This is a genomic window from Okeania sp. KiyG1, assembly GCF_014132355.1.
Taxonomy (GTDB): Bacteria; Cyanobacteriota; Cyanobacteriia; order Cyanobacteriales; family Microcoleaceae; genus Okeania.
Window position 1 is genome coordinate 47,912 of the sequence record NZ_BLZO01000187.1, and the last position, 13,296, is coordinate 61,207.

Below are 13,296 nucleotides of genomic sequence, written 5' to 3' on the forward strand. Positions count from 1 at the left end.
TGAGCTTGGCTTTTTCTTGTTAACTATACTATCAAAAAAAATAATATTTGCTGCATTTATTTAAAATCAGATTAACTAACAATAGAAGAGTAGACAAAACTAATTTTGTATGGTAGAAAGTTAATATACAGTATATTCATGTATAGACTTAAAAGATTTCAAGGATACATAGTTAAATATACATAGTATGAAATGTATAAAAATTCAAACTATAGATGAAAATTCTGAAACTCTTGCCCTAGATGAGCTGTTGTTAGCACCAACCGCCAGAAGCCCCGTTCTATATCCTTCCGGATTAGCGACGGGGTGAATGGTGGGCAAAATGCTGGTAAAATGAATGATGTAGTTGACTACTCCCCGCAGCTGTTGCCGAGGGGATTCTAAGTTGATACTACGCAACACCGATAAATCCTTGTTGCTTCGTTTCTCATGATTCTGACCAAAGGTATATTCTTTGGGGACAATTTTATTGTGCCCCTACACAGTCCGCTTAATTCTAAACCTAGCTTTCTGCTTACTTTTGTCTAAACATTTGTATATTCAGACCATAGCACAGGACAACTAAAGTTGTCTATTCTAAACGACTTACTTGTTTTCATCCCCCGGTTAAAACACGGGAGCTTTCAATGTCGCTTTTCGGTAAAACTTTCACCGAACATAGGTAGAGCGAGAAATTAATATCTACTCCTTCTGTGGTGGGGCAGCACGGGGAAGTAAAACCAAAGTTTCTCCTGCACAGACGCTTCGCGAACGTGAAATGTCCGACGGGTTGCCGGGAGTCAACGAGAAGCCCGCGCTATAGCTCCCAAGAGTTTAGCCACGGGAGCTGTCACATAAATCGTTTCCTTTTCCATGAAATTTTGTGCATATTTCAAGCTGGATTTCCATATTATTGGTTCATACTCCAAGAAACTATGCCAGAATTGGAACAAGAATAGCACTATCTAAATAACTCAGAACAAAAAAATGTTCTGATAAATTTCTATCAAATTCAGAGGCTTTTGCTATATGAGTTCTAATAATTTTGACCAGAGAGTATCTGCTCCTTGCATAATTGACAGTGGCATAGTTGTCAATAAACGTGATATGCAAAGACTATTGATCGATTTAGGTAGAGTCCGCTATATCCATACTCAAGATGGCCAAATTCAGAGTCTGGGTGAAGGATACATACTAGAAGTATTTGCGGATTGTCAACGGTCAACTTTAGTTGCTAATCATTCAATATACTTAAATGTACTTAGTTTTGATTACTTAGAGCTTGGACAATCGTCAAAAAAAGAAACACACTTTGATTTAATTACCGAAGGACGTCAGTTAAGACTAATTCCTCTGTCAAACCCTCTCACAGAACAAGCTCACAAAAATATCAATGCTGCAGCTTTTGACGCAGTAATGGATCAAGTTTTATCGTCTAATTGGGATATGCAGTTTGATGATGATGATTGCCCCTTTTAAGGAGAAAGGATAAAAATAAGGGTAAAAACAGAAGCTGGAATTTTACCTAAATATACTTTTTTCAAATTTTTTAGTGGTAAATGGCAAAGCTTATGTTATAATTAAACTTTATATTAGGTTAAATTCCCGCAGATTTTAAGCCTGTAGACGAAGATAAGTTACAGTCTATGAGGCATTAGTTTTTAGTGTTTGCGCATCATTGCGTCAGCAAAGCAGCAAAGCTTATCCCCAAAGCTAAAAGCTAGGTTTGGGTAAGTTTGGATAAGTTCAGCAGAACGAAATTAGGTAGAACAAATAAATTGTTCTTAGTTTAGAGAAAACAGTTAGAATTTTTTAATTGCCAATACCTAAACTATTATGTCCCAAAACTTCTCCTTTCATTCTCAGGCTTTTTGTAGCAACACAAAAGCTCGTGCAGGTGTTTTTTTGACTCTCATGGTGGTGTAGATACACCTAAATTTATGCCTGTGGGGACTTTAGCAACTGTTAAAACTCTCACACCTGCTCAGTTAGAGAAAGCTGGTGCGCAGATGGTCTTGGCAAATACTTATCATCTTCACTTACAGCCAGGAGAAAATATTGTAGCTGGTGCTGGTGGACTACATAAATTTATGGCCTGGAATGGGCCAATATTAACTGATTCTGGGGGCTTTCAAGTATTTAGTTTAGGAGAAATCAGAACTATTAGCGAAACAGGCGTTCAATTTCGCTCGCCTCGTGATGGTAGTATTATTGATATAACTCCAGAGCGTTCGATCCAAATTCAGAATGAATTAGGAGCTGATGTGATTATGGCTTTTGATGAATGCCCCCCTTACCCAGCGAGTAGGGAAGAGGTGGAGTTGGCGACAAATCGTACTTATCGATGGTTGAAGCGTTGTGTTGAAGCTCATCAGCGTCAGGATCAGGCTCTATTTGGTATTGTTCAAGGTGGTGTTTATCCTGATCTGCGTTCTGTAGCAGCAAGGCAGTTGGTAGATTTGGATTTGCCAGGTTATGCTATTGGTGGAGTAAGTGTGGGAGAACCGGGCGAGCTAATAGATGATATAGTTAAAGTAACAGCTCCTTTATTGCCAGAAGATAAACCTCGTTATTTGATGGGGGTTGGGACTTACCGAGAAATGGTAAGAGCGATCGCTTCTGGTATAGATTTATTTGATTGTGTAATTCCGACTCGTTTAGGACGACATGGGGTGGCTTTGGTTAGAGGGGAGAGGTGGAACTTGAAAAATGCTAAGTTTCGAGAAGACTATACCCCTCTTGATGAATCTTGCCCTTGTTATTGTTGTCAAAATTTTAGTCGAGCTTATCTAGCTCATTTGGTCAGAGCGAAGGAGTCTTTGGGTTATACTCTATTATCTCTTCATAATGTCACAGAATTAATTCGCTTTACCCAGCGTATTCGAGATGCTATTTTGGGCGATCGCTTTGTTACGGAGTTTGCAGGTTGGCTTTGAAAAACAATTAATAATTAATAATTAATAATTAATAATTAATAATTATTAGGTTTGCTGAAAAAGTCTGATACTCAGGGGAGGGGAAAGGTATTAGAATTTTGAGACGAAAAGACCTACAAATCTTGCACTTTTTCAGAATAAAAAAAACCTGGAAACCCTTAGTAGTTCTCAATAATAGAGAAAAATAGGATGTGGAAGCGCGATCGCGTAACGTACCCAAACCATCAAAAATAAAAGATGTCTAATATTGATATTTTAACATATTTTTTGTATAATCTACTGGTTTTAGGGCGTTGCTGATTCTGGGTATGATGCAAGCCCCCCTAACCCCCCAATTTTGGGGGGAATAAAACTCTAAAAGTCCCCCAATTTTGGGGTATTTAGGAGGCTTGACCAGAACTAAACAATCGCGCATTCATACTTCAATTCAGCAACGCCGGTTTTAGTTTTCCTGCGGAATGCTACGCAAACATCCCGACGTTCCGTTACTGGAGAACTTAAGTCCTCACATTAATTATAAAATTAAATGAAAACTGTTGTAATTACTGGAATTTCAGGCACTTTGGGTAGTGCGATGGGTAAAGCTTATAAGTCACGGGGATGGCGGGTTGTTGGTGTGACTCGTCAACCCAGTTTAGAGGGAGATTATTTTGATGAGTTATGTGTTTCTCCCCAGGAAACTATTGAGGATGCCAGAAAACTATTTGAGTATGACCCGGATGTGGTGATTTTGAATGCTGGTCAAATTGAGACGGAAGTAGGAGAGGGTGGAATTCCCATAGTTGAGCTGGTGGAGTCGATGAATCGGGTGAACTATACTTGGCCTGCAGTGGTTGGTGCTGAGGCAGCCAAGTTACCCCGGAGTAGACCTTTGGATGTGATTGCTATTGGGTCAATTGCTGATGGGAGTCCTTCTTGTTTCGGACCTGTTTATCATTCTGGCAAAATTGCCTTACATTATTACTGGTCTGGTGTCGGGCCAATTGTTTATCATTCCAGTAAAAATATGATTCGCTTGCGGTTGTATCGCCCTGGTGCTATTTCTGGTAAGTTTGCTTGGGCACCAGTGAATCGTTTGAATGATAAGGCTTATAAGATTCGGGCTAATCGAGTTAATTCTGCTCCCTCTGGGGATAAGGTTGCTGAGAAAATTGTTAATTGGATTGAGAATAGTAAGGAATGGGTGGGAACTTATGATGAGCCTTTGGGATTTAAGATTTTTAAGTATTTGTTTGCTTTATTCCCCAACTTTTTCTACAGATTACAATTGTATGGTTGGCCGAAAGGGAGTAAGTTTGTTTGATTTTAAGATAGTCAGGAGTTACGCAAATTCACCTTGAAAACACCAGATGTAGGGGCGAATGGCATTCGCCCTCAATATGACCGTTAAAACAACTTGCTTCTGGAGATATTCTATCTTTACAAGTTTATAAATTCACTGGAAATCAAACTGGAAAAAAGGCTTACATACAAGCAAATTTACATGGTGCAGAAATAAGTGGTAATGCTGTTATTCATCGCTTAATAGAATTTTTAATGACTTTGAATAATAGTCAACTAACAGGATAAATATTGTTGATTCCTGTGTGTAATCCTGAAGGAGTCAATATGCGATCGCATCAATTTTCTTCGGGTAGATACAATAGTTATGATGGTAAGGATTGGAATCGAATTTTTTGGGATTATGAAAAGGAAGATGTAGATATAGAAGCTTTTGCTAAAACTCAAATTAATTTAACAAAAACTGAGATTAAAAATAACTATCGTCAGCAAATTTTAGATAGTTTTCATCAGCAGTCAGAAAAAATAAATTCACCAAGTAGCGTACCTTTCTATAAACAATATAGATATCAACTTCAATTATTATGTTTAGATGCTGATTATTTAATAGATTTACGTATCAAAGAAATTTATGAGTCATTGAAACGTGGAGATAACCCACTAGAGTAATACAACCTACTAGCGCGTCCAGACTAAAATGATAGGCAAAAAAAATAATCTCGATAATATTTAGTTCGAGACTATTTTTCGCAGTTGCCTTACACACAAAATTAAGTTGGACGTGCTACTAGATTCGGAACTACTATTGATAGTGGTTGATTAATTGATAATAAATCACTGGAATATTTCTACTATATTTGCTAATTACTGATTAAGATAACTAAAATTTATCCAGCCAAATAGCCAAATTTTCCAAACTGTTGAAGTCTAAAGAATCTTCCCCTAAACTTTCCAAATTTTCAACAGATAACCCTCCTATTGTATTGCTTATTACCTCCGGTATTTCTCCAAAACGTTTTTTAAGTTGACGCATTATTAATCGTGACTCTCCTTCTTGCTCGCCTTGTTCTTTCCCATCAGTTATTCGCCCTTTTTCATCCTGCAACATAATCGCCCGGCGCTGGACTATTTCTAACTCTTCCACTGTCATTTTTGCTTGATTAGCAATATTTAAAGCCAATTATATTTCCGAAACTTCTCCCAAAATCTCCGAAATATTATCCAAAGTAGTAGCCTCTTTGAGAAAATAAATCCACTTATCACTTAAACTATTTAATTCTGACAAAGTTTTCTTAAATTTAGGCAATTATATAAAAATTAATTGCAATTCTGTATCAGGATATTTAAACTTTTTAGTCTTCTCCTGAAACACAAAATGATTGATAACATTTTCACTCTTTTCAAATTTTATAAAGTCGATAATCGTTACAGCTATCGCTGGCTTAAGAATCAGATAATTATCTCCTATTCCTAACTGGTTTGTATCAGCTTTTCCCAGATTATAAATTACCCGTTTACTGAAAACACTCACTCTGGCAATTTGCATTTCAATCACCACAATAGAGCCATCAAATAAAACTGCTTTGATATCTAAATAACTATCTTTTAAAGTCATCACTTTACCGGGATTATAAGGGTTAATAATTGTCAAAGATTCAAGAATTTTTTCTCCCCCATAAATTATGGCATTGAGAAAGTTAATTAGGGTTTGCTGAAAAAGTCTGATGGTGATGATAGGCAACAGCTCCGAAAAGCAACAAGCAACAGTTTAGACTATCTGCTACGGCAAAATTTTCGGCATTGTCAGGGGAAAAATATTAGTATTTTGAGAAAAATTGAGCCAAAAACCTTGTATTTTTTCAGCAATATTTAACCCTGGAAATCTTTACAGGTATTGATTACAATTTTATTCAGCAAGCCCTAATTAATATGTCTTTACTTTGTTCATAGCCGAATATTTTTTAAAGGCATAATCGACCTTGGGGCTGATCAATATCATTCTAGTTTTTCTCCTATTTTATGCAGATTTTATAGATAATATTGAACTATTCAAAAAACGTTGATTTAAGTTTTTTTGCGAATAATTAAGGTTTAAAACCTCTCATTTAAAGGATAAAAAATAAAAAAAATCCTTTTAGTCAATTTACTTCTGACTTATAACTTCTGACTTCTGACTTGCTAATACGCATTTTAAATGCGTATTAACTTATTTCCCACCCTACTGATAAAATCAATCTCCCAAACAAATACCTATACTCCGAGCAGTTTTAACTAAAGTATCATTAGGATCTACCGCTCTGTACTTAGAAATCGCATCTGCAATTGGCACAGCGATCGCCTGTCGATTTTGCCAAGTTACTATGTGGTCGTATTTTTCTTCAGCAATGAGGTCAACTGCTGCTACCCCAAAAGCTGAAGCAATTAAGCGGTCGGTTGGGGAAGGAATACCACCACGTTGAATATGACCTAAGACGGTGACGCGAGTTTCTGCATTACTACAAGCAGAGATTTTATCAGCTAGATATTGCCCAATACCACCAAATCTAGATTGACCCAAAAAATCATTAGTTGTGACAGGTTCTCCTGTTTCAGTACGCACTGCTTCTGCGACAATTACCAAAGAATAATTTTTGCCTAAATCTTGGCGTTTGCGAATGTAGTCACATATTCGTTCTATTTTGTAAGGAATTTCGGGAATCAATATTACATCTGCACCACCTGCAATACCAGCATTGAGGGCAATATGTCCCGCATCTCGCCCCATTACTTCCAGAATCATAACTCGACTATGACTGGCAGCAGTAAAATGTAAGCGGTCTAGTGCTTCTGTAGCAATTTTGACAGCAGTATTGAAACCGATAGAAAGTTCAGTACAGTTGACATCATTATCAATGGTTTTGGGAATACCGACTAGATTCAAATTTCCTTGTTGAGCAAGTTTATGGAGAATAGCTAGACTGCCATCACCCCCAATACCAATTAAAGCATCAAGTTCTAATAAACGATACCCTTCAATAATTTCCTCAGAGCGATCGCTCACAGTTCCATCTGGCATCGAAAATGCAAATGGATCGCCCTTATTAGTAGTTCCTAAAATTGTACCACCTGCTGTTAGTAAGGGGTCAATTTTTTCAATTTCAAGTTTGATTGCTTTTGGCGGACGTTTCATCAATCCTAGGGTAGCTTGCTGAATGCCAAAAACTTCCCAATTATAAGTTCCAATTGCACGATATACCACCGCCCGAATTGCTGGATTTAAGCCTGCACAATCTCCCCCACTGGTAAGAATGCCAATACGTTTGTGTTCTACCATAATTATGATTTCCTCTACAATAGAGAACATAAATTTGTAACAATTTCAACTCTGAAGTTGAAGCTGTAGATCGGATTTTAGCAGTCAATTGTCAGTATTTATATTTATATCATGTCCGGATAATTATTTACGATATATATTAGACATTTCCAATAATCAAAAATTCAATCAATTCTTATCCATAAATTATCAATTATTTCTCCCTGTTATCTGTTCCCTGTTCCCTCTTTTGGAGGAGATGTCTATTGAATATAAATTGAAGGGTGAAATATGACTGATACTATGTCCGGATGATTGAGTTTAACGAAGTCAGAAGTCAGAAGTTAACCCACCCTAACCCCTCCCAGGAGGGGAAGTAGAGGATTTGAGCAACTATCCAAAAATATTTCGCCTTAAAAGGCGGGGTTTTAGACCCAATTATTTTGATAAAAAAATGCTCTATTGAAGTGTTCTTGAAGGAATATCCCAAATTTGTGGTCTGTTTCCAGTTTTCTCACTTAAATTTACCGAATAATTAAGGTTTAAAGCCTCTACTCGCCGTGGAGAAACAAGCGGTCGTTTTGCTACGCAACATATAAAGCGGAGCTTCCCCGTTGGGTGGGATAGATGGGTTTCCTAACCATATCCAATCGACCAAGAGAGAAAAAATTTTCATGATTAGTCAATCCCATCCGCTTTTAAGGAGAGGTAATTATTAATTATTAATTATTAATTATTAATTGTTTAACGTGCCCATTGTTGGAGGATATAATGATAAAAATTCTCTGTATCGACTCGTTCCATTGCCATAATTTTCCGCCCACCAGTTTCTACTTTTATGCGGCCTTGACTCAGACCTTTTGTAATAACAGTAGTTTCCCATTCTTTCAGTTGATAAAATTCTGGATGTGCTAAATAAGTAGTTGCTAAAACATCCCAAAAATAATAATCCTGAGAAATTGCCAAAGCATAACATTGTCCGGCAAAATCAGAGATAGGATATTTTCTTTGCTTACCTAATTTTCGAGAAAATTCAGAAGTTAGAGGTACATTATTAGTAATATCTAACGAACAAAGTACTATTGGAATTTTAGTTTGCCAAACCCTTTCAATAGCAAATGGGTCCCAATAAGCATTCCATTCTGCAGACATATCTTGCCCTGGTTCCATATCTTTACTTACATTTCCCGGTACATTTAAAGCACCACCCATCCAAACAATTTCTTGAATTTTTGACTCAATTTCTGGAGCAATATCTAAAGCTACAGCAACAGTTGTTAAAGGACCAGTTACCATTAATGTTACAGGTTCTGGTGCAGATTTTAAAACTCGTACCATGAAATTTTGACCAGGTTCTGAAACTAAAACAGTATCAATAGTTTCCTTCTCATTTAAAATTGGAAAATGGTCTACAGCAAAAGAATCTCTTCTAAATAAAACTGGAAAAGGATTAACACCACGCACCGTACTTTCTGCTACTGGAACATCAGAACATCCCATTAAATCTAAAATTTTTCGAGTAGCATTAATTGCCGGTTCAATATAACAATCAGCAGGAGTGACAATTACTCCTAAAGGTTGAACATTTTCCATGGTCATTAATAAAACAGTGGAGAGAAAATCATCTACAGCACCATCATGATCCATCAGTACAAGTTTTTTGGACATCAACATTCAAGATTAGGTTTCAAGTAGAATTATATGGGATATTCAGACAAGTTTAGGTATGCTCATTAAGATTTTATCTAAATCAATGAGATAAACTATTAATAGAAAACGTCATTAAACTTGAGTAAATAATTGAATTGAATTATGTATACAGAATCATCAGTCAGTAATAATAATGCAAACAACAATATTGTAGCAGTAGAAAGAGTAAATAAATTACTGCTTCAGTCAATTGATACTTTAGAAGAAATTCTCAAAAATCAACAACTTCCGGCACAAGAACGAGCAACAGTAGCTCTAAAAATTCTAGAAATGACAGGTCTTTTATCTCAAACAAACCCTCGAACTCCAAGTACATTAATATCTGATGCTCAACAACAAATAAATCAATTAAATACAGATAATTTAACCAGAAAACAGTATCCGTACCAACCGAAAATAGCACAAGTAAAACCTGTATTTTTACCTGGTTTTCATATAGAAATTCCCAATTTTTTATCTGCCGAAGAAAATCAAAAAGCTATAGAAATTGCCATTCAAAACCGCGACCAATATATTGAATCAACCACTACCACAAAAGCTGATAAATATCGGCAGTCTTATGTACTATTTTCACAATACTTTCCCGAATTAACAGCACTTATTCAGAGCAAAATTTTACAAACCTTGCCAGAAGTATTAGCTCAACTAAATTTTCGTCCTTTCGAGATATCAGAAATTGAAGCGCAACTAACAGCACATAATGATGGATGTTATTACAAAATTCATAATGATGCGGGTAGCGAAAAAACAGCAAGTAGAGAAATTACTTATGTGTATTATTTTTATCAAGAACCCAAAGCTTTTTCTGGAGGTGAGCTAAGAATTTATGATACTGAATTAAAAGCAGGTGAAGCAATAACTCATGAGAATTTTCAAACTATTACCCCTGCTAATAATTCCATTATCTTTTTTAACAGTCGTTGCAGACATGAGGTGATGCCTGTAGTTTGTCCATCAAAAGCGTTTGAACATAGTCGGTTTACAGTTAATGGTTGGATTAGAAGATTGGTATAGCGCTTTGCGCAGCTCATCTGGCAATAAGGGGAATAGAAAGCTAATAGTATCAGACTTTTAGCTATTGGGTAATTCCTGCAATTTGTAAATATACCAGCGCACACTGCTATAGCTTACAGCAGTTATCGAGTTGATGAGGTACAAAGTTTTATTGCTCTAGGCAACTGGCAATATAGGAAGAAATAGTCTTAGAACTGTACCTCATGCTTCCTCTTGACATTTATGTATTATATATGTAGTATAAAATATAGAAAGTAAAAAGAAACATATAACCCACATCTCTGAACCTAGAAAACCAAATATTCAATTGCTAGTTTTAGGTAAGCATTTCCTGTGGAATGCTGCGCAAACAGCCGTCAATTATTGCTTTTAGTTTTAGATAAAAGCTTTACTAATTGAGTCAAAATTAAATCTTACAGGACTTACGCAAAATGTGAAATTATACACCAATTGTAGTGGGCGTTAGCGGAGCTTTGCGTTAGCAAATGCCATTCGCCCCTACTAGATATGGTGGTTATGCGTAAGTCCTGTCTTACTAAAAAAGCTGGCTTTAAATTCTATTGTCATTTAAACCCCTCATGAGAGCTGAAAGCTGTTAACGCAGTTCCTCTGCAAAAGGCTAGCTGATAGCTGATAGCTAATAGCTGTTTGCTTATATATCATCAATTTGATAACTTAATATATAACTATTACATACAGCTTGAATATTTATCATTCCGTAAAGAAAAAAAAAATAATATTGCGTAAAATCATATATCTTCACTGAAGAATAATTTAGACAACAACATTCATAATTGAACGAAAAATTATTCTGATGATTTTTGTTATAGACATCATAGATATCTATTTGCAATGAATTATAAATTTACCTCTTGATAATTTTTTGCTTCTACCATACCTGAATTTAAAGTTTAATTTTTTTGTGATTGAGAGGTGATTATTATGTACAATAAAAATGATTTAATACTATATATTTGGACATTAATTGTAGTAGTAACAATGGGATTAACTACTACAGAAGTTAACAATAATCTACTAGAACAATATTCTGATGAATTAGGTGAAGAAGTTTTTCATCAGTTTGTGGGTTCTTCTAATGAAGACCCTCCTGTTCCCTATAAAGGAGGAACAAGTCGTGGCTAAATTTATGGCACTATGTCTTTTAGTATTTGAGATCATGTCCGGTAGCATCGGTATTGTAAGCGTGAAGGTAAGGAAGAAGGAAGAAGAAAGAGGGAAGAGAAAAGAAGGCTTACAGCGGTTTTCATTTGGGTAAACCACAGTAGGGGCGAATGGCATTCGCCCTCAATGGTATTTGCGTTCCGCAAAGCTGCGCTTTATATGTCGCGGAGCGTTAACGGAGTTATGCGGTAGCAAAACGCCCCTACACGATTTTTGCTTGTGAAGATGTGGTTCATCAATTTGAAAAGCGCTGTAAAAGCTTGAAAAAACCTAAATTTTCTGTAGATATTTACCCTTAGTTTTACACAAACGCGCCCCAGGGGACATAATCAGGACTTACGCAAATTATTGGATAATACGCTATCTGTAGGGGGCGTTTCGCTCCGCGACATGTAAAGCGGAGCTTTGCGTTAGCAAATGCCATTCGCCCCTACTATATATGGCGGTTCTGCGTAAGTTCTGATGATATAACTGATAACTGATAACTGATAACTGATAACTGAAATGACTCCATGGGGTGTCATAGCTTGAGCTACTCTGGAAGAGGCTAGATGTATATGGGAGCGCACTCTCTACTCCCTGCTCCTCCTAGCGCGCTCCCAACTTTTATTAGCTTCTTCCATTAAACCTAAATCTCTCAAAACATTCCCCCGCTTATACCAACCATCGTCAAAATTAGGTTTAATCTCTAAAGCATTGTCATAACAAGCAACTGCTTCTGTTAAACGTCCTAAATTAACTAGAAAACTAGCTTTATTATACCAAGCCAAATAATAACCAGACTTAATTTCTATCGCCCGCTCACAACTAGCGATCGCCTCTTGCCACCTTCCTAACTTTCCCAGTGCTTCAGCACGGTTATTCCAAGCCAAATAATCATCAGACTTAATTTCTATTGCTTTGTCATGGCTAGCGATCGCTTCTTCCCATCTTTCTAGTTGTACTAAAGCTTTCCCTCTGTTGTACCAAACTTGATGGTAATCTGACTTTAGAGCTAGAGCGCTTTCCCAACTATCAACTGCTCCAACTAAATCTCCCGCTTTTGCTTGCTCCAAACCTAACTTCGCCCATATTTCAGCATTACTTTCAGCAGACTGTGCTTGATTTTCCACTCCTACCCCAAGCTGACTAACCATTGCCTGAATAACTACTCTGGGGTCACTCGTTTGTACCCCTAACTGTTGGGCAACAGTTGCTAATAAATTAGGATTTTCCTGAAGTTTAAGTACTAATTCTGACATGGCATCATCATCTTTTTCTTCACTCACGAATGTTTGTGGAGGAGGAGAAACACCAACATCAGGTCCATCATATTCCCAGATAGCCCCACTATCATCCCTACTTAAAAGTTGAGTACCAATATTATTAGCCATTGCTCCCAAAGATTGTAGAGAGGGTAGCGATCGCGTCAATTCAGCAAACCCTACCATTCTCTGAGCTAACTCATCATTAGGTTTAGGGGAGACTAATAACCTTTCTCCAAACCGTTGCAACCATTCCTGCCAAAGTTCAGGTTTACCCCTTTCTCCTAATTCATCAAAAAATCTTTGCACGCGATCGGACTGCCAACCCTGGGCAACACCCTCCAATAGTTGACCAAACAAAAAATCATAATCTGTATCTGTCAGTGGGGGTAAAGACTCAGAAGTTGGTTGAGTGTTCTCAGATACATCTAGATGAGACTGAGAAAATAACCCCAAAAGTTTTGTCCATAAATTTTTGAGCCATTGCCAAATTCTACGAAGCATTTGTTTAATTAGGGTTTGTTGAAAAAGTCTTTTAGTAGAGATAGGAGACAGGAGACAGGAGACAGGAGACAGGAGTTAGGGGAATGAGCTAGGAGGTAGGATTCATTAATTGATAATTGATAATGGATAATTGATAATTACCTCGGGTTTTAAC

The 13,296-nt window shown here is 36.8% G+C and carries 9 protein-coding genes and 2 pseudogenes; 6 read left to right on the forward strand and 5 right to left on the reverse strand.

All coding sequences use genetic code 11. The features are described 5' to 3' along the window. The first annotated feature begins 1,008 nt into the window (after positions 1-1,008). The 4 genes and pseudogenes from SAGCYANO_RS41300 to SAGCYANO_RS41315 form a co-directional block, all read left to right on the forward strand. The gene (locus SAGCYANO_RS41300; protein ID WP_202225317.1) at positions 1,009-1,458 is read left to right on the forward strand and encodes a hypothetical protein; all 450 of its coding nucleotides are present in this window, start codon (positions 1,009-1,011) and stop codon (positions 1,456-1,458) included. Positions 1,459-1,815: 357 nt separating this feature from the next. Next, positions 1,816-2,915, forward strand: a pseudogene (gene tgt, locus SAGCYANO_RS41305) (tRNA guanosine(34) transglycosylase Tgt). Between the two features lie 526 nt (positions 2,916-3,441). After that, complete coding sequence (locus SAGCYANO_RS41310; protein ID WP_202225318.1) at positions 3,442-4,218, forward strand: NAD-dependent epimerase/dehydratase family protein; 777 nt, start codon at positions 3,442-3,444, stop codon at positions 4,216-4,218. 107 nt (positions 4,219-4,325) lie between these two features. Further along, a pseudogene (locus tag SAGCYANO_RS41315) lies at positions 4,326-4,811 on the forward strand (succinylglutamate desuccinylase/aspartoacylase family protein); the annotation flags it as partial. A 265-nt stretch (positions 4,812-5,076) separates the two neighbouring features. Here SAGCYANO_RS41315 and SAGCYANO_RS49795 read toward each other — a convergent pair. The 4 genes from SAGCYANO_RS49795 to SAGCYANO_RS41330 form a co-directional block, all read right to left on the reverse strand. After that, entirely contained in the window at positions 5,077-5,376 is a 300-nt protein-coding gene (locus SAGCYANO_RS49795) for a DUF4351 domain-containing protein (protein ID WP_307786312.1), read from the reverse strand. A 126-nt stretch (positions 5,377-5,502) separates the two neighbouring features. After that, entirely contained in the window at positions 5,503-5,937 is a 435-nt protein-coding gene (locus SAGCYANO_RS49800; RefSeq protein WP_307786313.1) for an Rpn family recombination-promoting nuclease/putative transposase, read from the reverse strand. 489 nt (positions 5,938-6,426) lie between these two features. Beyond that, complete coding sequence (locus SAGCYANO_RS41325) at positions 6,427-7,509, reverse strand: ATP-dependent 6-phosphofructokinase (RefSeq protein WP_202225319.1); 1,083 nt, start codon at positions 7,507-7,509, stop codon at positions 6,427-6,429. A 723-nt stretch (positions 7,510-8,232) separates the two neighbouring features. Further along, complete coding sequence (locus SAGCYANO_RS41330; RefSeq protein ID WP_202225320.1) at positions 8,233-9,156, reverse strand: nucleoside hydrolase; 924 nt, start codon at positions 9,154-9,156, stop codon at positions 8,233-8,235. Positions 9,157-9,300: 144 nt separating this feature from the next. On the opposite strand from SAGCYANO_RS41330, the gene SAGCYANO_RS41335 reads away from it, so the two are divergent. Together SAGCYANO_RS41335 and SAGCYANO_RS41340 are read left to right on the forward strand one after the other, a co-directional pair. Next, complete coding sequence (locus SAGCYANO_RS41335; protein WP_202225321.1) at positions 9,301-10,212, forward strand: 2OG-Fe(II) oxygenase; 912 nt, start codon at positions 9,301-9,303, stop codon at positions 10,210-10,212. 942 nt (positions 10,213-11,154) lie between these two features. Further along, on the forward strand, positions 11,155-11,355 hold the full coding sequence (locus tag SAGCYANO_RS41340) for a hypothetical protein (RefSeq protein WP_202225322.1): 201 nt from the start codon (positions 11,155-11,157) through the stop codon (positions 11,353-11,355). 611 nt (positions 11,356-11,966) lie between these two features. Here SAGCYANO_RS41340 and SAGCYANO_RS41345 read toward each other — a convergent pair. After that, entirely contained in the window at positions 11,967-13,142 is a 1,176-nt protein-coding gene (locus tag SAGCYANO_RS41345; protein WP_202225323.1) for a tetratricopeptide repeat protein, read from the reverse strand. Between the last annotated feature and the right edge of the window lie 154 nt (positions 13,143-13,296).

Excerpts from the sequence above, each read along its gene's own strand:
- SAGCYANO_RS41300 (WP_202225317.1), top strand. The coding sequence starts at position 1,009 with ATGAGTTCTAATAATTTTGACCAGAGAGTATCTGCTCCTTGCATAATT.
- SAGCYANO_RS41310 (WP_202225318.1), top strand. The coding sequence starts at position 3,442 with ATGAAAACTGTTGTAATTACTGGAATTTCAGGCACTTTGGGTAGTGCG.
- SAGCYANO_RS41325 (WP_202225319.1), bottom strand. The coding sequence starts at position 7,509 with ATGGTAGAACACAAACGTATTGGCATTCTTACCAGTGGGGGAGATTGT.
- SAGCYANO_RS41330 (WP_202225320.1), bottom strand. The coding sequence starts at position 9,156 with ATGTCCAAAAAACTTGTACTGATGGATCATGATGGTGCTGTAGATGAT.
- SAGCYANO_RS41335 (WP_202225321.1), top strand. The coding sequence starts at position 9,301 with ATGTATACAGAATCATCAGTCAGTAATAATAATGCAAACAACAATATT.
- SAGCYANO_RS41340 (WP_202225322.1), top strand. The coding sequence starts at position 11,155 with ATGTACAATAAAAATGATTTAATACTATATATTTGGACATTAATTGTA.
- SAGCYANO_RS41345 (WP_202225323.1), bottom strand. The coding sequence starts at position 13,142 with ATGCTTCGTAGAATTTGGCAATGGCTCAAAAATTTATGGACAAAACTT.